Annotated in this window: 19 protein-coding genes; 7 read left to right on the top strand and 12 right to left on the bottom strand. The window is 77.3% G+C overall.

From position 1 onward, the window contains the following. Positions 1 to 5 precede the first annotated feature (5 nt). Positions 6 to 614 carry a GNAT family N-acetyltransferase gene (locus tag KRAD_RS20100; protein WP_203417627.1) on the bottom strand — a complete coding sequence of 203 codons (609 nt, stop codon included), beginning with the start codon at positions 612 to 614 and terminating at the stop codon, positions 6 to 8. Positions 615 to 726: 112 nt separating this feature from the next. Here KRAD_RS20100 and KRAD_RS20095 point away from each other — a divergent pair, with 112 nt between their 5' ends. Then, on the top strand, positions 727 to 1,278 hold the full coding sequence (locus KRAD_RS20095) for an ATP-binding protein (RefSeq protein ID WP_041292256.1): 552 nt from the start codon (positions 727 to 729) through the stop codon (positions 1,276 to 1,278). A gap of 182 nt (positions 1,279 to 1,460) precedes the next feature. Continuing rightward, positions 1,461 to 2,033, top strand: coding sequence for a hypothetical protein (locus KRAD_RS20090; protein ID WP_012087497.1), 573 nt, complete (start codon positions 1,461 to 1,463; stop codon positions 2,031 to 2,033). A gap of 94 nt (positions 2,034 to 2,127) precedes the next feature. Here KRAD_RS20090 and KRAD_RS24635 read toward each other — a convergent pair whose 3' ends face one another. Genes KRAD_RS24635 through KRAD_RS20060 form a run of 6 tightly spaced genes read right to left on the bottom strand, consistent with a single transcriptional unit; the run spans position 2,128 to position 9,681 of the window. Continuing rightward, positions 2,128 to 3,144 carry an aminoglycoside phosphotransferase gene (locus KRAD_RS24635; RefSeq protein WP_012087496.1) on the bottom strand — a complete coding sequence of 339 codons (1,017 nt, stop codon included), beginning with the start codon at positions 3,142 to 3,144 and terminating at the stop codon, positions 2,128 to 2,130. Beyond that, entirely contained in the window at positions 3,141 to 4,256 is a 1,116-nt protein-coding gene (locus tag KRAD_RS20080) for a hypothetical protein (RefSeq protein ID WP_012087495.1), read from the bottom strand. Before KRAD_RS20080 ends, KRAD_RS24635 begins: the two co-directional genes overlap by 4 nt. After that, a complete protein-coding gene (locus tag KRAD_RS20075; RefSeq protein ID WP_012087494.1) occupies positions 4,253 to 5,995 on the bottom strand; it encodes an ABC transporter ATP-binding protein in 1,743 nt (580 codons plus the stop codon). The genes KRAD_RS20080 and KRAD_RS20075 overlap by 4 nt, the downstream gene beginning before the upstream one ends. Then, on the bottom strand, positions 5,992 to 7,182 hold the full coding sequence (locus KRAD_RS20070; RefSeq protein ID WP_012087493.1) for a glycosyltransferase family 4 protein: 1,191 nt from the start codon (positions 7,180 to 7,182) through the stop codon (positions 5,992 to 5,994). The genes KRAD_RS20075 and KRAD_RS20070 overlap by 4 nt, the downstream gene beginning before the upstream one ends. Beyond that, the gene (locus KRAD_RS20065; RefSeq protein ID WP_012087492.1) at positions 7,182 to 8,459 is read right to left on the bottom strand and encodes a glycosyltransferase family 4 protein; all 1,278 of its coding nucleotides are present in this window, start codon (positions 8,457 to 8,459) and stop codon (positions 7,182 to 7,184) included. Before KRAD_RS20065 ends, KRAD_RS20070 begins: the two co-directional genes overlap by 1 nt. Next, on the bottom strand, positions 8,449 to 9,681 hold the full coding sequence (locus KRAD_RS20060; protein ID WP_012087491.1) for a glycosyltransferase family protein: 1,233 nt from the start codon (positions 9,679 to 9,681) through the stop codon (positions 8,449 to 8,451). Before KRAD_RS20060 ends, KRAD_RS20065 begins: the two co-directional genes overlap by 11 nt. A gap of 175 nt (positions 9,682 to 9,856) precedes the next feature. Between KRAD_RS20060 and KRAD_RS26670 the strand changes: the two genes are divergently transcribed. From KRAD_RS26670 to KRAD_RS20045, 3 genes are read left to right on the top strand one after another with little or no spacing between them, the layout of a single operon-like run. Then, positions 9,857 to 10,318 carry a hypothetical protein gene (locus tag KRAD_RS26670; protein WP_203417626.1) on the top strand — a complete coding sequence of 154 codons (462 nt, stop codon included), beginning with the start codon at positions 9,857 to 9,859 and terminating at the stop codon, positions 10,316 to 10,318. Continuing rightward, positions 10,315 to 11,820, top strand: coding sequence for a sensor histidine kinase (locus tag KRAD_RS20050; protein WP_012087489.1), 1,506 nt, complete (start codon positions 10,315 to 10,317; stop codon positions 11,818 to 11,820). The genes KRAD_RS26670 and KRAD_RS20050 overlap by 4 nt, the downstream gene beginning before the upstream one ends. Then, entirely contained in the window at positions 11,817 to 12,479 is a 663-nt protein-coding gene (locus KRAD_RS20045) for a response regulator transcription factor (RefSeq protein WP_012087488.1), read from the top strand. The genes KRAD_RS20050 and KRAD_RS20045 overlap by 4 nt, the downstream gene beginning before the upstream one ends. A 64-nt stretch (positions 12,480 to 12,543) precedes the next feature. Here the strand turns inward: KRAD_RS20045 and KRAD_RS24630 are convergent, their stop codons facing one another. Both KRAD_RS24630 and KRAD_RS20035 read right to left on the bottom strand, forming a co-directional pair. Beyond that, positions 12,544 to 12,861 carry a nuclear transport factor 2 family protein gene (locus tag KRAD_RS24630; protein WP_012087487.1) on the bottom strand — a complete coding sequence of 106 codons (318 nt, stop codon included), beginning with the start codon at positions 12,859 to 12,861 and terminating at the stop codon, positions 12,544 to 12,546. A gap of 2 nt (positions 12,862 to 12,863) precedes the next feature. Then, positions 12,864 to 13,937 (bottom strand): helix-turn-helix transcriptional regulator, encoded by a 1,074-nt coding sequence (locus KRAD_RS20035; RefSeq protein ID WP_049821309.1) that lies wholly within the window; start codon positions 13,935 to 13,937, stop codon positions 12,864 to 12,866. Between the two features lie 758 nt (positions 13,938 to 14,695). On the opposite strand from KRAD_RS20035, the gene KRAD_RS20030 reads away from it, so the two are divergent. Both KRAD_RS20030 and KRAD_RS20025 read left to right on the top strand, forming a co-directional pair. After that, on the top strand, positions 14,696 to 15,259 hold the full coding sequence (locus KRAD_RS20030; RefSeq protein WP_012087485.1) for an HU family DNA-binding protein: 564 nt from the start codon (positions 14,696 to 14,698) through the stop codon (positions 15,257 to 15,259). 204 nt (positions 15,260 to 15,463) lie between these two features. Beyond that, complete coding sequence (locus KRAD_RS20025; protein WP_041293587.1) at positions 15,464 to 16,720, top strand: MFS transporter; 1,257 nt, start codon at positions 15,464 to 15,466, stop codon at positions 16,718 to 16,720. 117 nt (positions 16,721 to 16,837) lie between these two features. On the opposite strand, the gene KRAD_RS20020 is transcribed toward KRAD_RS20025, so the two are convergent. From KRAD_RS20020 to KRAD_RS20010, 3 genes are read right to left on the bottom strand one after another with little or no spacing between them, the layout of a single operon-like run. Then, positions 16,838 to 18,091 carry an FAD-dependent oxidoreductase gene (locus KRAD_RS20020; RefSeq protein WP_012087482.1) on the bottom strand — a complete coding sequence of 418 codons (1,254 nt, stop codon included), beginning with the start codon at positions 18,089 to 18,091 and terminating at the stop codon, positions 16,838 to 16,840. Position 18,092: 1 nt separating this feature from the next. Next, positions 18,093 to 18,839: a class I SAM-dependent methyltransferase gene (locus tag KRAD_RS20015; RefSeq protein ID WP_012087481.1), complete on the bottom strand. Its 747-nt coding sequence runs from the start codon at positions 18,837 to 18,839 to the stop codon at positions 18,093 to 18,095. Then, on the bottom strand, positions 18,836 to 20,044 hold the full coding sequence (locus tag KRAD_RS20010; protein WP_041292254.1) for a type III polyketide synthase: 1,209 nt from the start codon (positions 20,042 to 20,044) through the stop codon (positions 18,836 to 18,838). Before KRAD_RS20010 ends, KRAD_RS20015 begins: the two co-directional genes overlap by 4 nt. Positions 20,045 to 20,138 lie beyond the last annotated feature (94 nt).

Genomic DNA, 20,138 nt, shown 5'->3' with positions numbered 1-20,138 from the left:
GCGGATCAGGACTCCGTCCGTGCGCCGCGGCCGGCGCGCCACTCCTCCTCCAGCAGGGCGTACCCGACCCCGTCGATCCACCCCAGGTCCCGGTGCAGGGAGTCGGCGACCGCGTGCACCTCCCGGCGCATCCCGACGCGCTCCGCCAGCCGGCAGGACGCCTCGTTGGCCGCGAAGGCGTAGGCCGTCACCCGCCGCAGACCCAGGTCCTCGAAGCACAGCCGCAGCACCTCCCGCACCGCCTCCGTGGCGTACCCGCGGCCGGCGGCAGCCGGGTCCAGCGCCCACCCGAGCTCGGCCTGCACGCCACGGGCCCGGCCCCGCACCTCGCGCTGAGCCCAACCGTCCTCCACCCTCACCATCAGGTCCCCGACGACGCGGCCGTCGAGCTCGACGACGAGCAGGTCGCGGAGCCGCGCGGTCAGGATCGCCCGCCAGTCGTCCCGGTCGACCGGGCGCCACGAACCCCACCGGCTCACCTCGTTCAGCCGCCGGTAGGCCCACAGGCGGCCCTCGTCGTCGGCGGTGACCCGCCGGATGCCCAGGCGGGCGGTGCGCACCGGCCACGGCAGCGTGTCCAGCGGTGCGGGTGCCTCTCCCCCGATGTCGCTCACCGCAGCAGCGTGCCAGTCCACCCGCCGGGCGGTCCGCGCGCACCGCGTCGTGCGCCCCGCTCGGGACGGCCGAGCCGGCGGTCGTGGACGGAGGGCCAGTACCGTCACGCCCGTGCGGACCCCCACGCCGTCCCCGGCCGCCCTGCTGATCACCGGCACCGTCGGGTCGGGCAAGACCACCACCGCCGAGGCCGTCGCCGCGCTGCTGCGCGAGGAGGCGATCCCCCACGCCGTCGTCGACCTCGACGCGCTGGGCGACGCCTGGCCCAGCCCCCCGGACGACCCGTTCCACGAGCACCTGGTGCTGGCCAACCTGCACGCGGTGGCCCGCAACCACCTCGCCGCCGGAGCGCTCCGGCTCGTCCTGGCCGGGGTCCTCGAGGACCCCGCGCACCGGCCGCTGTACGAGCGGGCCGCCGGTGCACCGCTGACGGTGTGCCGTCTGCGCGTGGACCTCTCCCACGTCCACGACCGCCTGCGCCGGCGGCACGGGGGTGACCGCGATGCCCTGGACTGGCACCTGCACCGCAGCGGGGAACTGGACGCCGTCCTGGACGCCGCGGGGGGCGGTGACGTCGAGGTGGCGGTGGCCGCGGGGCAGGCTCCCTCCGAGGTGGCCCTGGCGGTGGTCCGCGCCGTCGGGTGGGACACCGGCCGCGCCTGACCCGCCCCGACGCCGCTGTGCGGCGACGCGGTGCGCGATGGGCACGGCGACTCCGCCACCCCAGGTCGACGGCCGCCGGGCGTGCCCGTCCGGGGACGCCGCAGTGCCCGAGGTGAGGTTCCCGCCCGGGCCGCCGCAGGCGGTGTGCCACCGGGTCCGTCGGGGTCGGCGATGATGGGGGCGTGGACGACGACCTGCAGCACTTGGCCGAACTCATCCCCACCCGCGGCGCGCCGGTGCGCACCCTCGACGACGCGGGCACCGGGACCTGGCGGGTGCGCGCCTCCCGGGTGACGGTCCGCCTCGACCTCGACGCGCGCACCGTCGTCCGCAGCACCGACACCCTCCCCACCCTCACCCCGGACCCCCTCGACGGCCGCGTCCTGGCCCTGACCGCGGTCCGCTCCTGCACCGTCGGGGAACCCCTCTCGCTGCTGGTCCACGACGCCGACGGCCGGCCCGCGACGGTCCGCGCCCCGAAGGTCCGCTACGTCCAGCCCCTGGACCCCGAGGCCGGGGCGCGGCGCGAACGGCACCTGCGGCAGTTGAGCGCCGCCGTGGCCGCCGGCTCGGACTCCCCCGACGACCGCCGCGCCGCCGTGCACTTCGGCGCGACGTGGGCGGCCGTCGGGGAGGCCTACGACCTCAGCGGCGTGCAGGCCGCGGCGCGCTGGAAGGAGCAGGACCGCGAGGTCCTGGCCCGCCTGCGCGCGGCGCGCGGGGAGACGAGCACCGCTCCGGAGACGGTCGCCTGACGCGGTCCCCTCGACGGCCCCGGGCCGACGAGAACCGCCGACCCGCCCCACCGGCGAGGCCGCGGCGCCGCCGAGGGGCGGGTGCGCCCCCGCGTCACCACCCCAGGACGGGATCAGCTCCACCGCAGGGGCTGAGGAGTTCCTCGGCGGTTCCAGGCGGCAGGCCGCGGAAGGAGTGCACGGCCACGATCCGGCACCGGGCCACGGCCCGCAGCGCCGCCACCCGCGCCGGGTCGCCGGCCGCGGGGTGACCGTGCTCGCCCCACCCTCGCCACAACCCCTCGGCCACCGCCCGCGCCTGCGCGCGGTGCCCGCGGGCAGCGGCCAGGTCGAGGTGGGCCAGGAGGTTCGCGACGTCCAGGGCGGGGTCGGCGAGCGCCGCGGTGTCGACGTCGAGGAACGTCACCCGGGACCCGAGCAGCACCTGCCCGTCGTGCAGGTCCCGGTGGGTGGGGACGGACGGCCCGGGGCGGCTGCGCCGCAACGCCTCCAGCGCGGTGCCGGCCGCCCGCCGCAGCGCGCGGGGGGCCGTTCCGAACGCCTCGGCGTCCGTGACCCAGCGGGTGAGGACGGCCGCCTCGGCCTCGTCGTCGTGCTCCGGCAGGTCCGCGCCGCAGGCCGCGAGCGCTGTCGTCGCCCGTGCGGTGCGCCGCCCGGCGCGGACGCAGGCGGCGGTGTCGCCGCCCGCGAGCAGCGCGGTGAGACCGGTGCCGGCCACCGGGCGCAGCTCCAGGACGTCCTCCCCGGCGCGGAGGACGTCGACGAGGTCGGGGGCGCCGTCGCGCCCGCTCAGGGCCGCGGACAGCGTCGCGCGCCGGTCGAGCGCGGTCCGGGTCGCGCGCGCGGTCGCGAGCTTGACGAACCGGTCCGGTCGGCGCACCACGGCGCGCTTGCCCCAGCGGTGCCCCACGACGCTGCCCACGACACCGCTCAGGGCGGGCAGCCGCGGGTCCTCGGTCCGCAGCCGGACGGGGGCGCCGGTGGCGTCGGCGGTGCCGGCCACGACCCGTCCCCCGGCGTCGGTCCCCTCCAGGACGAGCCCGGCGGCGGGGTCGCCGGAGCGGCGCGGCCACACCCGCCGCCACTGCACGGGGGGTTCCCCGGGGTTCACGCGGCCACCGCCCGCTCGGCGAGGTCGACGAGGCGGCGCGTGGCGCCGGCCCAGCCTGCGCGGCGACGACGGAAGGGTTCCGGAGCCCGCAGCAGCGCCGCGGCGGCCAGCAGCAGGGGCGGGACGTCGAACGGGGGCGCCCCGCCCGCCGCCACGACCGCGGCGTTCCAGGACGCGGCGTCCCAGCCCCGCGGGGCGCGGCAGGCGCGGTCCACGTCGAGGACGACGAGGCCGGTTCCGGTCGCGACGAACTGGTCCGGGGAGAGGTCCCCGTGCGCGAAACCCCCCACGTCCAGGGCGGCCGCGCCCTCGGCCCGGGTCCGCCACCGGGACGCGGCACGGTGCAACCGCTCGGTGAGACCGGGGTCGAGGCCGGGGGTGCCGAGGACGGCCCGGTTGAGCGCGGCCCGCAGTTCCCGGGCGCCGAGGACGGGCAGGTCGCCGGGGTCCACCTCCCGCCAGCGGGGCAGCAGTTCCGCCACGGCGGGGGCGTCGGCGGCGGTCGCGGGCCGGCCGGGAACCCACGGCGAGGTCACCGCGAACTCCCCGTCGGCGGTGAGCGCGGGGGTTTCGATCCCGCTGCGCCGCAACGCCTGCGCGGCGCGAACGCTGCGGTGGACGGTGCGCGGGTCGGCGTGGACCTTGCGGCAGCGGCCCGCCGGCACCTCGTGCAGGACCGCCCGCCGGGCGGGGTTGTGCGCGACGGTCGTGGCGCCGGCCGTTCCGGCGCTCGCCCGCAGCGGCGGCAGGGCGCGGTCGGCGGCGGCCGGGACCAGCAGCAGCCGCAGTTCCCCGTCGACGACGGTGCGGCCGGTCCCGGCCGCCGCCCGCACGTCCTTGCCCGCCTTGCGCCAGCTGTCCGGCGAGTACGCCGTCAGCAGCCACCAGGGCCCGTCGCCGGCCGGGGCCAGGGCCGCCCGCAGCGTGGTGGACGGTTTGTACCGCAACCGGTCCACCCGCAGGCCCGGGACGTCGATCCCGTGCCGCCGGGCCCACCGGCCCAGGCGGTCGGGGTCGAGCACCGTCGCCAGCCCCGGCAGGTCCGGGTCGCGCCGGGCCAGCCGGGCGTCGAAGCGCGCCTCCTCCGTCCCGGTCCCGTCGACCCCGCTCACCGCAGCACCCCCTCCTCCGACCGGCGCGCCGCGCGCACGGTCGTGAACTTCCCGTCCCGCAGTTCGACCACGCGGTCGCAGCGGTCCAGCAGCGACGCGTCGTGGGTCACCAGCAGCGTCGTGCGGCCCCGCGCCAGCCGGTCGAGGGCCTGCAGGACCGTCGCGGCCGACGCCGCGTCCAGCCCCGTCGTGGGTTCGTCGAGGAGCAGCAGCCCCGGGTCGCGGACCAGGGCCCGGGCGATCGCCAGCCGCTGGCGCTGCCCGCCGGACAGCGAGCTCCCGCGCTCGGCGAGGACCGTGTCGTAGCCCCGGGGCAGCGCGGTGACGAACTCGTGCGCCCCGGCGTCGCGCACGGCGCGTTCGACGGCGGCGTCGTCGGCGCCGGGGCGTCCGAGCCGGACGTTCTCGCGCACGGTGCCGGCGAAGAGCACGGGTTCCTGCAGCACGACGGCGACGTGGTCGCGGACGGCGCGACGGCGCAGCGTCGTCAGGTCGTGCCCGTCGAGCAGCACGCGGCCAGCGACGGGGTCGACGAGCCGCAGCAGCAGGTGCAGCGTCGTGGACTTGCCGGTCCCGCTGGGTCCCACGACCGCGACCCGCTCCCCCGGGTGGACGACGAGGTCGGCGCCGTCCAGTACGGCGCGCCCCGGTGCGCGTTCCACCCGCACGCCCTCGAACCGCACCGACCCGCGCACCCGGCGCAACCCGGAGGCGCCCGCCTCGTCGGGCAGCGGGTCGGCCCGGTCGAGGCAGTCCACGACCCGTTCCCCCGACGCCGCGGCCCGGGCGATGCGGCCGGTGTGCTTGGCGAGGTCGCGGACGGGTTTGAACGCGGCCTTGAGGTAGGTGAGGAACACGACGAGCTCCCCCACGCTCAGCGCCCCGTCGACCACCCGCAGCGCGCCGACGACGAGGACGACGGCGGTCGCGACCCCGACGAGGACGTCGACGCGACGTTCCAGCCCGGCGGCGAGCCGGCGGGCCTTCACCCCGTCGCGCAGGCTCCCGTCGTTGGCGGCCCGGAAGGCCTCGGCGTGGTGGTCCTGCAGGTCGTAGGCCTGGACGAGGCCGATGCCCGCGAACGCCTCCGACGCGTCCGCGGCCAGCGCCCCCTCGCGGCGGCGCTGGTCCCGGCTGGCGTCGGTGATGCGCTTGCCGCTGCTGCGGCCGTTGAGCAGCAGCAGCGGGGCGACGGCCACGACGGCCAGGGCCAGCAGCGGGTCGAGGACGACCATGACGACGGTCATCGCGACGAACGTGACGACGCTGCCCAGCAGCGGCAGCCCGGCCGTGATCGCCGCTTCCTGGACGCGCCCGACGTCGCTGACGACCCGGGTGACGAGGTCCCCGGTGCGGGCCGCGGAGTGGAACCCCGGCGCGGCGTGCAGCAGCCGGGAGTGGACCTCGGCGCGCAGCCGCGTCGTCGTGCGCGACCCGACGACCGCGAAGGCGACCGCGGTGAGGTACGCGCAGACGGCGCGGCCCAGCGCCAGCACGACGACGGCGGCCCCGGCCAGGAGCACGAGGCGCAGCGTGGTCCCCGCCGGCCCGGTGGACCCGCCGGCGACGGCGGGCACGACGTGGTCGATGACGACCTTCAGCGGCCACGGTTCGGCCAGCCGGAAGGCGACCTCCCCGAACAGCGCGACCAGCCCGCCGGCGGCGACCCCGCGCGAACCCCTCGTGTGCGGGGCGACGAGCCGGACGGTCCGCCGCAGCGGACCCCGCGGGACGCTCACGCGGCCACCTCCGAGTCCCGGCCCCGGCCCCGGCCCGGCGCGAGCCCGGCCAGGGACCGGTCGACGACGCGCTGCCAGGTCCCGCGCCGCACCACGGCGAGCCGGCCGGCCGCGGCGAGCCCGGCCCGCCGGGCCGGGTCGCGGCGCAGCCGCTGCAGCGCCGCGGTCAGCGCGTCGACGTCGCCGGGTTCGACGAGCAGCAGCTCCTCGCCGTCGCGGTAGGTGCTCGCCAGGTCGCCGACCGCCCCGGCGACCGTGGCGACGCCGCAGGCCAGGTACTCCGCCACCTTCAGCGGGGAGAAGTACCCCCCGCCCACGGGGTAGGGCGCCACCGCCACGTCGGCGGCGGCGAGCCGGGCCGGCACGTCGGCGGGGTCGAGCGCCCCGGGAGCGTCGACGCGCAGGCCGAGCTCGCCGGCCCGGGCCAGGGCCGCGGGACGGCCGGGGCCGTCGCCGACGAGGAGGAGCTCCACCTCCGGGCCGGGCCGGGCGGCGAGCCGCCCGGCCGCCTCCACGAGCAGGTCCACCCCGTGCCAGGGGCGGAACGCCCCCACGAACGCGATCCGCACCACCTCCGGGCGGACGCGGTCCGGGCCGGGCGGGGACGGGGCGAACCGTGCGGTGTCCACCCCGTTCGGCACGACCACGACCTCCGTCCCCCCGTGCACCGAGGAGACCCAGCGGCCCACGGCGGAACTAACGGCGACGACGCGGGCGGCGGCGGCCACCGCCCGCCGGGTGGTCTCCTCCGCCCCGGCGGCGTCGGCCAGGGCGCGGTGGCGGGCCTGCTCCAGCGGGAGCGGCGCGTTGACCTCCAGGACCGACGCGACCCCCAGGGCGCGGGCGGTCTCCTGCGCGGTGCAGGCGAAGAGGGCGTAGCGCTCGTAGACAAGGACCTCCCCGGGCGCGCTCGCGACGAGGGCGGCGACGACCCGCCCGGCGCGCGCGTCCGCGGCCCGCAGGTCGGTCTCGCGCTCGGCCCGCGAGCGCCCGCCGGGCAGGTCCAGCGGGTGGACGGTCACGGCCTCCAGCCCGGCCGGGGCGGGTCCGCCGAGGCGGGTGGTGACGAGGTGGACGTCGTGGCCGGCGGCGACGAGCACCCGCAGGACCTCCTGGACGTGCACCGAGCAGCCCTTGCCGCCGAACACCGGTACCCCGGGGTCGAGGCTGACGTGGACGACCCGCATCAGCGCACCCCCGTCCCGGTCGGGGCGCCGGTGAGCACCTCGCGGGTGACCTCACGCAGCCGCGCGGCCTGGGTGCGGACGTCGAAGAACCGCTCGACGCGGGTGCGGGCGGCCCGGGCGTGCGCGCGGGCGAGGTCGGGGTCGTCGAGCACCCGGCGCAGCGCGGCGGCCAGCGCCACCGGGTCGCGCTCGGGCACCAGGGTCCCGGTGATGCCGTCGAGGACGGCCTCGGGGATCCCGGTGACCGGGGTGGAGACCACCGGCGTCCCCAGCGCCATCGCCTCCAGCAGCACCGTCGGCAACCCGTCCCGGTCGCCGTCCCCGGCCACGACGCAGGGCGCGGCGAACACGGCGGCGCGCCGCAGCAGGGCGACGACGTCGTGCTGGGGCAGGGGCCCGGTGAACTCGACGGCGTCGCCGAGGGCCGCCGCCCGCGCCCGCAGCTCCGCTCCGGTGCGTCCGGTCCCGGCCAGGACGAGGCGGACGGGGTCACCCGCGGCGCGCAGCAGCGCGATCGCGTCGACGAGGTCGTCGAAGCCCTTCTTCTCCACGAAGCGGCCCACCGCGGCGACGACGCGCTCGCGCCCCACCGGGGCGCGGAACTCCAGCTCGCCGAGGTCGAGGCCGTTGTGGACGCGGACCGCCCGGGCTCGCGGGTGGTGGGCCGCGAGGTGGCGCAGGTTGTAGTCGCTGACCGTCACGACGCGCGCCGCGTCGGCCAGGACCCGTTGCCGCGCAGCGTCGTCGGGGCCGTCGACGTAGATGTCCTTGGCGTGGGCGGTCACGGTGTACCCGACGCCGAGCAGCCGGGCCGCCAGCCGGGTCGTGCGGCCGGGCAGCGAGGCGAAGTGCGCGTGCAGGTGACCGACGCCGGCGTCGCGCGCCCACAGCGCCACGCCCACGGCCTGCGCGGCGACGTCGACGTCGTCGGCGAGCAGCTCCTCCAGCGTGGAGGCGAAACCGGGCAGTTCGCGGACGAGGCGCAACGACGACCACAGCGCCGCGCTGGAACGGCCGGCGTTCTCACCGATCCAGGTCACCGGCGCGCGGACCCCGGCCAGCAGCGCGTGGAACCGCGGATCGGTCGGTGCGCGCAGGCTCGCGACGGCGACGTGTTCGCCCTGCGCCTCGCGGGCGGCGATCTCGCGGACGACGAACGTCTCGGAGAACCGCGGGTACATCTTCACGACGTACCCGACGACGTCGCCGGCGGGGCCCGCGGCGGGGGGCTGCGGGGTTTCCCGGGTGGTGTCGCGGCAGGTGGGTTCAGCTCGCACGGCGGGACTCCGTTCCGTTCAGGGGGACGTGGAGGGGGATGGGCGCCGCGCCGAGGAGTTCCCCGGCGCGGCGGCGGACGGCGTCCAGCCCGGCGAGGTCGCACCGGGCGCGGGCGCCGGCCTGGGAGGTGGGCTCGGCGAGCACGTGCTCGACCCAGCGGCCCAGGGCCTGCGGGGTGGGGCTCGTGAGGACGTCGAGCAGCCCGCGGCGGGCCATGGAGCGGGCTCGGACGAGCTGCTCGCGGCGGGGGCGGGTCCGCGGCACGACGAGGGCCGGGGTGTCGGTGGCGAGCACCTCGGCGACGGTGTTGTAGCCGCCCATGCAGACGACGGCGTCGACCGCCTGCGCCCAGTCGGGGAAGCCGTCGGTGAACGGCACGACGTGCAGGTCGGTGCGGGTGGCGGCGGCCCGGTCCAGCTCGGCGTGGAGGCCGGCGTCGGCGAACGGTCCCGGCAGCAGCACCAGCTCGGTGCCGGCGGGCAGCGGGGTGGCGAGCAGGGCCCGGGTCAGGTCCGCCCCGTCGACCCCGCCGCCGACACCGGCCAGGACGGTGCGCGCCGCGGGGCAGCGCCGCGGCAGCGGGCGGGTGCCGGTGGTGCGGCGGCCCTCGGCGAGGTACCCGGTGAAGCGGGTGGCGAGGCGCTGGTCGCGGGTGAGCCGCAGGTCGTGGCGCAGGTCGTGCACCCGGGCGTCGCCGTAGACCCAGACCTCGTCGTACCAGCGGTCCAGCGCCGCGGGCCCGTCGTCGCGCGACCACTCCGCCCGGGCGGTGGCGGGGCCGTCCAGGACGTCGCGCAGCCCGAGGACGGTGCGGGTGCTCCCGTTGCGGCGCAGGGCGTCCAGCGCCCCGACGAGTTCCCCGCGGAAGCCGGTGGGCACCTTGTCGACGACGAGCAGGTCCGGCTGCCACGCGGTCAGCACGGCCTCGGCGGTCGCCGCGCGCAGCTGCACCACGACGTCGAGGGGGACGTCGAGGGAACCGGCCGCGTACCGGCCGTCGGCGTCCTTGCTGACCGTGGGCAGGACGACGATCTCCACCCCGTCGGGCCGGGGGAAGCGCTGCGCCGCCGGGGACCCGGTGAGGATCAGGACGTCCGGGCGGGCGTCGGCGGCCCGCAGCGCGGCGGCGAGGGCGAGGTTGCGCCGCAGGTGCCCGAGGCCGCAGGTGTCGTGGCCGTAGAGGGCGACCCGGGGGCGCCGGGCGGGGGTGGGGGTCGGCACGGTGGCTCCTGGGGTCGGACGGGCGCGGTCGGCAGCGGGACCGGCGGTGGACCGGCGGTGAACTGCTGGTGACGGGACGCTACGAACGGCCCGTGAGGAGACCGTGAGCTGATCGTGAGAGGTCTCTCATCCCCGCCTCATGACCGGGAGGCCTGCCCGTTGCGAGACTGGGGCCGTGCGAACTCCGGTTGCCGTGGGCCTGCTCGGCGTCTCCGCCGTCGGCGTCCTCACCCTCGGGCTCGCCACCGCGTGGGGGGACGAGCCGGGCGGGGACCTGGGCGGCCCGGTCGTGGCGTCCGCGTCGGCCGGGACACCGGTCCCCTCCCCCGGGACCGTCCCCGGTCCCTCCCCCGACCCCGCCGGTCCCGCTGCCGGTCCCGCCGCGCCCCCCGGGGTCCCCGAGCCCCCCGCACCGGTGGTGCCCCCGCCCACGACCGCGTCCCCCGCGTCCCCCGCGCCGCCCCCGCCGCCCGCCCCGGGCGGGGGCGGCGGTGTGGTGCACGTGCCGCCGGCCGGTGCCGTCGAACTCGGCGACGACGGCGCCGGGAGCGCCAACGATGACGACGACGACGGGGAGGACGAGAGCGCCGACGACGGTTCCGACGACGACTCCGGCTCGGGTGACGACGACGCGTGAGGCTCACCACCCTCGCCCGCGACCGCCGGCGGGCCCTGCGCACCGTCCGCTCCAAGGTCCTCGCCGCCGTCCTCGCCGCCTCCGGTCTGGGCCTCGCCCTCACCGGCACGGTCTCCGTCGTCCTGCAGCGCGGGGCCACCGAGGTCCGGGCGGAGGCCTCGGTGCGCCAGGAGATCGACGAGCTGCGCGCGTTCGCCGCCGAGGGCGTCGACCCGCGCACCGGGCGGCCCCTGCCCACCGTCGCCGAGCTCCTGCGCGCCAAGATCGAGAGCGACGTCCCCGACACCCACGAGACGGCCCTGGGGATCGTCGCGGGCGGGCCGACCTACGCCTCCGCGGTGCCGCCCTTCGACCTCAACACCCCTGCCGTGCGGGCCTTCGCCGCCCGGCTCGCGCCCGACGCGCCGGCCGGCACGACGGTCGTGCGCACCGACGCCGGGAGGACCCGGGTGACGGCCGTTCCGGTGACGCTCACCCCGGCCGACCCCGCGCAGCCCGCCACCGGGGTCTACGTCGTCGGCCACGCCCTCGACCCGGAGTTCGCCGTGGTCCACGACAACGCGCGCAGCTACGCCGTCGTCGCCCTCGGCGCGCTGCTGCTGGTCGCCGCCGTCGGCTACGTCGTCATCGTGCGGCTGCTGCGCCCCCTGGACCACCTGCACGCCGCCGCCGTCGACGTGGGCGTGGACGACCTCTCCCACCGCGTCCCCGTCCACGGCGACGACGACGTCGCCGACCTCGCCCGGGGTTTCAACGGGATGCTGGAACGGCTGGAGACGTCCTTCGAGACGCAGCGGCAGTTCCTCGACGACGCCGGGCACGAGCTGCGCACCCCGCTGACGATCGTGCAGGGGCACCTGGAACTCCTCGACGTGGACGACCCGCGCGACGTCACCGACACCCGCGACCTGGTCCTCGACGAGCTGTCCCGGATGACCCGGCTGGTGGACGACCTCACCCTGCTGGCCAAGGCCCGCCGTCCCGACTTCGTCACCCTCCAGGCCGTCGAGGCCGGCCGGCTGCTGGACGACGTCTACGACAAGGTCGTCCCCCTCGGCGAGCGTCAGTGGCGGGTGGAGGAACGCGCCGAGGTCACCGTGCAGGCCGACGGGCAGCGCCTCACCCAGGCGGTGCTGCAGCTGGTCTCCAACGCGGTGAAGTTCACCCGGCCCGGCGACCTGATCGCCCTCGGCAGCGCGGTGCGCGGCGGTGAACTGCACCTGCGGGTGCGCGACAGCGGCCCCGGGATCGCCGCCGGGGACCTCGACCGCATCTTCGAGCGGTTCGGGCGCGCCGAGACCGGCCGCGGCGTCGAGGGTTCCGGCCTGGGCTTGTCGATCGTCACGGCGATCGCCGAGGCGCACGGCGGGCGGGTGGACGTGAGCAGCGCCCCCGGCCTGGGTTCCTCGTTCGCCGTGGTCCTGCCCCTGGTGCCCGGACCCGGCCCGCACCACCCGCCCCCCACCCAGCTCCTGCCCGCCGCCGCGGAGGCCACGACGTGACCAGCATCCTCATCGCCGAGGACGAGACCCGGATCGCCGCGTTCGTGGAGAAGGGGTTGCGCGCCAACGGGTACGCCACCACCATCGCCACCGACGGCCGGACCGCGCACGACCTGGCCGGCACCGGCCTGTTCGACCTGCTGATCCTGGACATCGGGCTGCCGGTGGTGGACGGCTTCACCGTCCTGCGCCGGCTGCGGGCGGAGCGGCACGCGCTGCCCGTCATCATCCTCACCGCCCGCGACGCCGTCGCCGACACCGTCGCCGGCCTGGACGGCGGGGCCGACGACTACGTCACGAAACCCTTCCGGTTCGAGGAGCTGCTGGCCCGGATCCGGTTGCGGCTGCGCGACGACCGGGCCGCGGAGGTCACCGTGCTGGCCGCCGGGGAGCTGCAGCTGGACCTGCTCAGCCGGACCGCCGCCGTCGCGGGGCGTTCCGTCGCCCTCTCCAGCCGGGAGTTCTCCCTCGCCGAGGCGTTCCTGCGCCACCCCGGCCAGGTGCTCTCCCGCGAGCAGCTGCTCAGCTCGGTGTGGGGCTACGACTTCGACCCCGGCTCCAACGTCGTCGACGTCTACGTGCGGTACCTGCGCAAGAAGCTCGGGGCCGGCCGCTTCGAGACGATCCGCGGCATGGGCTACCGGCTCGTCGCGACCTGACGACGCCACCTCGGGGAGGACGAGGCCGGGAGGTCGCCGCCGGGACGAGGAGGACCCGGGGCCGTCACTCCGCCGGGACGGCGCGGACCTCCAGGTGCTCGACCCGGTCCAGGCGCCAGTGGGCGGTCACCCGGGAGCGTTCCACCGTCCCCGCCGCCCGCACCTCGACCAGCAGCCCCCCACCTGGGGCCGGGACCGGGCGCAGGCGCACGTGCAACCCGATGACCCGGCGGGTGTTCCACTCCGCGATCTGCAGCAGCCCCTGGTAGAACTGCCCGTCGTCGTCGACGACGGCGTCGTCGGTGAAGGCGTCCAGGAACCCCTCGGTGTCCTCGGCGTTCACCGAGTCCAGCAGCGCGGTCAACCCCGCGGCGCCGTCCACGGTCACGCTCCCCCGAGGTCGCGGCGGTGCCCGGCCACCAGGGCGTCCAGGACGTCCTGAGCACCGGTGCCGGGCACCGGGGAGTACGACGCGACGACCAGCCCCTCCCCGCCGGGGGTCTGCAGGGTCTCGTAGTCGAAGGTGTACGTGCCCGCGCGGGGGTGGACCACGCGACCGCGGCCGTGGGCGGCCCCGCGGACCTGCGGCACCGACCACCGGCGGCGGAAGTCCGGGCTGGCGCCCGACAGCTCCCGCACCACCTGCTGGACGCGCTCGTCGTCGGGGTGCAACGCCGCCTGGACACGCAGGCGGGCGACAGTGGCGTCGGCGGCCTCGTGCCAGTCGGGGAACAGCACGTGCGCGTGCGGGTCCAGGAAGTGGTGGGTGGCCAGGTTCACCGAGCGGACGAGGGGCTCCCCCGGCGGGGTGACCAGCAACCTCCACAGCAGGTTGGCGCTCACCACGTCCAGGCTGGGACCGATGACGACGGCCGGCACCGCGAAGGCGTCGGCCAGGGCCAGCAGCGACGGTCGCAGGGGAGCCGGTGCCGGCGCGTGGCGCCGGTGGGAGGGCGGCGCCGCGAGCCGGTGCAGGTGGGCGGTCTCCTCCACCGTCGCCCGCAGGGCCCGGGCGAGGGAGGTCAGCACCGCGCCGGACACCTCACCGCACCGGCCCTGTTCGATGCGGGTGTAGTAGTCCAGGCTCACGCCGGCCAGGTCGGCGACCTCCTGGCGCCGCAGCCCCGGCACCCGGCGGTAGGCGCCCGACCCGGAGAGACCCGCCGGCCCCGCGCGACCGGACAGGCCCACCTCCTGCGGTTGGCAGCGGTTGCGCAGGGCCCGGAGGAACATCCCCAGGGCTGCGCCGCCCGACGCCTCCTCGACCGGTACCGGGTCCGTCCGCACGGCTTCCAGCCCGCGGACCGCCGCGGGGAACGCCCCCGGGCTCCGCGGGGCGGACGAGCCGGCGCCGGCCCCCCCGCCGACCGCCGGGCCGGGGCGCGAGGTGGCTCCTCGCGGGCGGGGCAGCGAGACCGGGGCCGGGGACGGCGACGGCAGCGACTGGCGGAGGGACACGCGTTCTCCCCGGGGTGGAGGGGTGGGGTCGGCAGCGACGTGCGCGGTGGGTTCAGCCACGGAGACGGCGATCTCAGTCGAGCGCATCGCCGACGCGCACCGGTGGGTCCTGCTCCGCCGGGGCCACGACCGCACGCTGCGCCCGCCGCCCTCCGCCGACCGCTCCGGTCACCGCACGGGACGACACGTCCCGCACCGGGGACGAGCACCCGGCCCGGCGCTCCCGCCGTTCGAACCCGCTCACGCAGCTCCCTCACCCGTTCGTGGGCCCCCGTGGGAGCCCGTCGACACCACCCGCGCACCAGGCCGGGTGGCTGGACCGATGACGGTCCACCAGCGAAGACGACGGTCAGGCCCCTCCGGTTGCCCCGCGATCGCGGTCACCCACCGGGCGGATCGCCGCGTCACGACCGTGGCCGGCCGAACGGCGAGACGCCCGGGTCGCCCGCCCTCCCCGCGCGGGGCGCGGGCCCCCGTCCTCGACGCAGGAGCGCGACCCGCCCACCGGGCTGGTCCAGGCAGGACCCGGTGCGCGGGCCGCCGGAGACGACCGCGTAGCTGAGATCCACTGCACCGCAGCAGACGTGCCGGACGCTGCGTTCCAGGCGGGTTGGGGCGCAACGACTCCCCACCCCACCCACCCCCACCTCCGGTGGCGCGAGGGCGATCACCAGTCGTACCGTCATCCCCAGTCGAGCTCCTGCACGGCCCCGGCGACCCGAACGACCCGGTCACACCCCACCCGCAGGAGGAACCCCGTGAACAAGACCGAGATGGTCGACGCCCTCGAAACCCGACTCGGCGGACGCAAGGAAGCCACCGCCGCCGTCGAAGCCGTCATCGAACTCATCCAGCTCACCGTCGCCAAGGGCGACAAGATCGCCATCAGCGGCTTCGGCACCTTCGAGAAGCAGGCCCGCAACGCCCGCACCGGCCGCAACCCCCGCACCGGCGAAGCCGTCAAGATCAAGAAGACCTCCGTGCCGCGCTTCCGCCCCGGCACCGCCTTCAAGGAGATCGTCTCCGACACCAAGGCCCTGCGCGCCTACCAGGGCGAGCTGAAGGCCAAGACCACCGGCACCGCACCCACCGCCAAGACCGCCAGCAAGACCACCACCAAGACGGCCAGCAAGACGGCCACCGCGAAGACGGCCACCCCGGCCCGCACGGCGGCGACGAAGACCGCTCCGGCCAAGACCGCTCCGGCGCGCACCACCGCGACCAAGACCACCGCGACCAAGACCACCCCGGCCAAGACCACTGCGACCAAGACCACCGCAGCGAAGAAGACCACCACCCGCCGGACCGCCACGAAGGCCTGACCCGCGACGACCTCGTCCCGGCCGCCCGAGGCCCCCGCCCCTCCACGGTGCGGGGGCCTCGCACTGCCCCAGCGGTGCTCCCCCGGCGGGTGGTCCCGTGCTGGTCCGGCACCCGGTGCCGGATAGCCTGACCGGCGTCGTCTCCCGCGTCTGAGCTGGCGGCGTCCGCTGACGATGACCGCGCCCTCGACGAATCCGGTGCCCATGCCTGTCGCTGAACCTGCTGCTGCCCGGCGGGGGCGGTGGGTCGTGCTCCTCGGGATCGTGCTCGTCGCCCTGAACCTGCGCATCGCCATCGCGGCGGTCTCCCCGATCCTCGACATCGTCCGCCGGGACGTCGCCTTCGACGACACCCTGGCGGGGCTCCTGGGTGCGGCGCCGCTGGTCTCCTTCGCCGTGTTCGGTTCCCTCGCACCGCTGGTGGCGCGCCAGTGGGGGCTGGAACCGACGCTGGTCGCGGCGATGCTGCTGTCCGGCGCGGGTGAGGTCGCCCGGTCGACGACGGAGGCACCGGCGGCCTTCATCGTCTGGTCGGTGGTGGCGCTCGGCGGGATGGGGATGGGCAACGTCCTGCTCCCGCCGCTCGTCAAGCGCTACTTCCCCGACCGCATCGGGGCGGTGACGGCGGCCTACTCGATGACCATGGCGTTCAGCACGACCACGCCCCCGCTGCTGTCCGTGCCGCTGGCCCGGGCCTTCGGGTGGCGGGTGTCGGTGGGTTCCTGGTCCGCCCTGGCGGTGGTCGCGGTCCTGCCGTGGTGCGTCGTCCTCGCGCGGCGGGCGGCGGCGCGCCGTCGGGGGCTCGACGCCGACCGCCGGCCCCGCGCCTCCTCCGTCCCCGCGGCGAGGGCAGGGGGCGGGGCCGGTCGCGCGTGGCGCAGCCCGCTGGCCTGGGGCCTGGCCGTGACCTTCGGGATGAACTCGCTCAACACGTACGCGTTGTTCGCGTGGCTGCCGCAGATCCTCACCGACGCCGGGCTCGCGGTGGAGGCCGGTGGTCGCTGGGTGGGGCTGCTGGCGATCCTCGGGCTGCCGCTGTCCTTCGCCGGGCCGTTGCTGGCCGCGCGCATGCGCAACCCGTGGCCGCTGGTCGCCCTGCTGGCCGCGTGCTACGTCAGCGGGTACCTGGGGCTCGCGCTGTCCCCGGTGCCGGGGACCGCGGTGTGGATCGTCCTGCTCGGGTTGGCGCAGGGCGTGTTCCCCGTCGTGCTGGCCCTCATCAACCTGCGCACGCGCACCGCGGAGGGGGCGACGGCGCTGTCCGGTTTCGTGCAGGGAGTGGGGTACGCGGTGGCGGTTCCCGGGCCGGTGCTGGTCGGAGTGGTCCACGAGGCCACCGGCAGCTGGACCCCCGCGTTGGCGGTGCTGCTGGTCACCGTGGGGGTGCTGGCCGTGGCGTCCACCGTGGCCTGCCGGCCGGCGGTGCTGGAGGACACCTGGGCTCCACGGCCCGCGCGCTGAGGAGCGGGCCGACCCCACCGGGCGGGGTCGGCGTGCCACCCCGTCCCCGGGTTCCCCGGAGGACCTTCAGCCGGGCGGAGCGGGCGCGCACGCTGCGGCGACCGACCGGTGCGGAGCTCAGCGCCGTCCGGCCGCCGGAGCGGGCGGAACCGGGACCCGCGATCGCGCTGCCCCCGCCCGCCGGGGCTGCTGGCCCGCGCCGGCCCAGCGCATCGAGAAGGCCCCCGCCAGCCCGTGGCGCGCGGGGGTCGCCAGCACGGCCCGCAGGAGGCCGTTGCGCGCCCCGCGCACCCCGGCGGGCACCGGCCGGCCGAGGCGCGTGTTGGCTCCCGCCTGCCACGCCGCCCGGCGGGACGCGGCCAGCCGGCGCCGCTGGAAGGCCACCAGCTCGGGCACGCCGTCGAGCTCCCGGCCGGCACCGCGGCGCAGCTCCCGCACGAGCAGCGGGGCCAGTTCGCCCGCGTCCAGCCAGCCCAGCGTCATGCCCTGGCCGCCGATGGGGCTGATCTCGTGCGCGGCGTCCCCGAGGACGACCCGGCGCCCGCGGACCATGCGCTCGGCGATCCGGCGGCGGACGGCGAACGCGCTGACCATGGAGTTCGAGGCGACGTCGAGCACCGCGCCGGTGCGCTCGGCCACGAGCTCGGCCAGCCGCGGCGCCGACGCCGGCGCCGGGACCCACCCGGTGTGCACGACCCAGCGGCGCACCCCGCCGGGCAGGGGGAAGGACTCCACGACGCCCGCGGGCTCGAGGTGGATCGCCGCGGTCCCCGGGTCGGAGGTCGCGTCGGCGAAGTCGCCCATGAGGTAGGTGTCCGGGTAGGCGCGGACCCGCCCGGTGATGCCGGTCAGCTCGCGGGTGCGCCCGTGCGCGCCGCCGGCCACGACGACGACCCGGGCGGTCCAGGTCTCCGGCTCCGCCCCGGCCGGTGCGGTGGGCCGCACCAGGACGCGCACCGGCCCCAGGCCCGCGTCGTGCACCTCCAGCACCTCCCGGTCCCGCCGCAGCGCGCCGGGGGCCAGGTCCGCCAGGCGCTGCTCCAGGACCGCCTCGGTCCGCTGCTGGGGCAGGGTCAGCACGAACGGGTTCTGCGGCCACGCCCGCTCGAACGTCAGCGAGCCCAGCAGGCGGCCCCGGCTGCGCGCCTGGCCGGTGTGCACCCGCACGCCGGCCGCCACCACCGCCTCGCGCACGTCCAGCTCCTCCAGCGCCTCCAGGGCGGGCGGGTGCAGCCCGATGGCCCGCGAGTGGGTGCTGGGCCCGGACCGGCGCTCGAGGACGGCGACGTCGACGCCGTCCCGGGCCAGCAGCGCGCCGAGGAAGAGCCCCGTGGGCCCGCCGCCGACGACGAGCACCTCGCAGTCGGGCACGTCAGCGCGGTCCGTCGCCGGCGGGCGCGTCGCCGGGGAGGGCGTCGCCGGGCAGCTCGTCGTCGAGGAGCAGGTTGCGGGCCGGCCACGGCCGCTCGACGCGCCAGCCCGGTCCGGCCGCCGCCGCGAGCTCGGCGGGGGTGTAGCTGCGGCGGATCGAGGTCAGCCCGTCCTCGCGGATGAACGAGCCGGCCGCCAGCGGCCGGGTCCCCCACGAGAACAGCCGGTACGCCCAGGCGCCGCGGGCGATGTCGCTGTGCGCGACCCGGGCGCGGGCCAGCGCGCGCGAGTCCTCCAGCAGCGTGCGCAGGTCGGGCTCGTCGAGGTGGTGCAGGACGTGGTTGGAGACGACGACGTCGAAGCGCAGGCCCTCGGCCACGAGGTCGCTGCTGTGGGCGCACCGGAAGTCCACCCCCGGCACCGGCGGCTGGCGCGCCGCCCAGGCGTGCGCCCGACGGTCGGGGTCGATGCCGGTGACCTGCGCGCGGCGCCCGTCCCGGCGCGCCCAGCGGGCCAGCGCCCGCGCCAGGTCGCCACCGCCGCAGCCGACGTCGAGGATCGTGGTGACCCGGTCCTCGCGCAGCAGCGGCCGCACGTGCCGGCGGTAGGCGAGCTGCCAGCCGGCGACCACGGCGTTCACGGCGCGGAACTGCGCGTAGGTGCGTTCCAGCGCGGGCAGGTCGCAGTCCGGGTCGTCCATGAGCTCGACGGCGGTGCGGTCGCGCGTGCGGAGGTCGGGCAGGGTCACCGGGCGCCCAGCAGTTCGCGCCGGGGTCCCGCCACCGCCGCCGGCTCGGTCTCGTCCTCGCTCGCGGGCAGGGTCGCGGGGGCCGGGGAGCCGACCCGGGTGAACAGCCCCGACTCCACGGTCAGGCCGGGCCCGAAGGCCATGGCGCACACCCGTTCGCCCGCCGTGGCCCGGGCCAGGACGTCGCGCAGGACGAACAGGACGGTGGCGCTGCTCATGTTGCCGAAGTCGCGCAGCACCTCGCGCGAGGGGCGCATCTGCTCGGTCGACAGCCCCAGCGTCGTCTCCACCTTGTCGAGGATGCTGCGCCCGCCCGGGTGGACGGCCCAGTGCTCGATCTCGTGGTGGGCGCTGCCGCGCAGCGAGGCGTCCCGGGCCATCAGCGGGGCCAGCGCGGACTCGACGTGCTCGTCGATGATGTGCGGGACGTAGGAGCCGAGCACCATCTCGAAGCCGTTGTCCCCGATGCTCCACGCCATCGCCTCCTCGCCCACCGGCGTCAGGACGCTGGCGAGGTCGTCCAACTGCAGCGCCGGGGCGGGCCCGAGGTCGCGGCCGGTGACGACGGCGGCGGCGGCGCCGTCGGCGAACAGGGAGGCCCCCACGACGGTGTCCTGGTCGTCGCGCACGTGCACGTGCAGCGTGCACAGCTCGGCGGCGGCGACGAGGACGACGGCGTCGGGGTCGGCGCGGCAGATCGCGTTCGCCTGCCGCAGCGCGGGGAAGGCGGCGTAGCAGCCCATGAAGCCCACGTGGGAGCGCTGCACGGACGGCTGCAGGCCGAGGGCGCGCACGATCCGGTAGTCCGGTCCGGGCGAGTAGAAGCCCGTGCAGGAGGCGGTGACGACGTGGGTGACGTCCTGGGCGTCGATCCCCTCGCACCCGGCGAGGGCGGCGGCCGCCGCCCGGACGAACAGCGCGTCGGCCTCGCGGGCGTAGACGGCGTTGCGCACGCCGGTGCTCGGGTCGAGCAGCCGGCCGGTGGCGGGGTCGAAGAAGGCGGTCGCGCCGGTGCCGGCGTCGGGGGCGAGCTCGGCGAGCACGGTGTGGCGGCGTTCGATCCCGGAGGCGTTGAACGCCGCGGCCGCCAGCCGCGCCCCGAGCCGGCTCAGACCGGGCTGGGCGGTGAAGAGGTCGCGCAACTGGTGCTGGACGAGCACGGTGGGTGGGACGGCGACCTCGATCGACCGCAGGGTGACTGCCATGGGCTCATCAGACGTCAGCCCGGGCCGTTCCACAACGCGAGCACGGGGGGCTGGCCGGCCCGGGGTGCGGGCCCGTGAGATGACTCACACCTCG

The sequence above is a fragment of the Kineococcus radiotolerans SRS30216 = ATCC BAA-149 genome (genome assembly GCF_000017305.1).
Taxonomy (GTDB): domain Bacteria; phylum Actinomycetota; class Actinomycetes; order Actinomycetales; family Kineococcaceae; genus Kineococcus; species Kineococcus radiotolerans.
Note: the sequence above shows the minus strand (reverse complement) of the source record. Positions and strands in the feature narration are given on the sequence as shown.

Excerpts from the sequence above, each read along its gene's own strand:
- KRAD_RS20070 (WP_012087493.1), bottom strand. The coding sequence starts at position 7,182 with ATGCGGGTCGTCCACGTCAGCCTCGACCCCGGGGTACCGGTGTTCGGC.
- KRAD_RS20025 (WP_041293587.1), top strand. The coding sequence starts at position 15,464 with ATGCCTGTCGCTGAACCTGCTGCTGCCCGGCGGGGGCGGTGGGTCGTG.
- KRAD_RS20010 (WP_041292254.1), bottom strand. The coding sequence starts at position 20,044 with ATGGCAGTCACCCTGCGGTCGATCGAGGTCGCCGTCCCACCCACCGTG.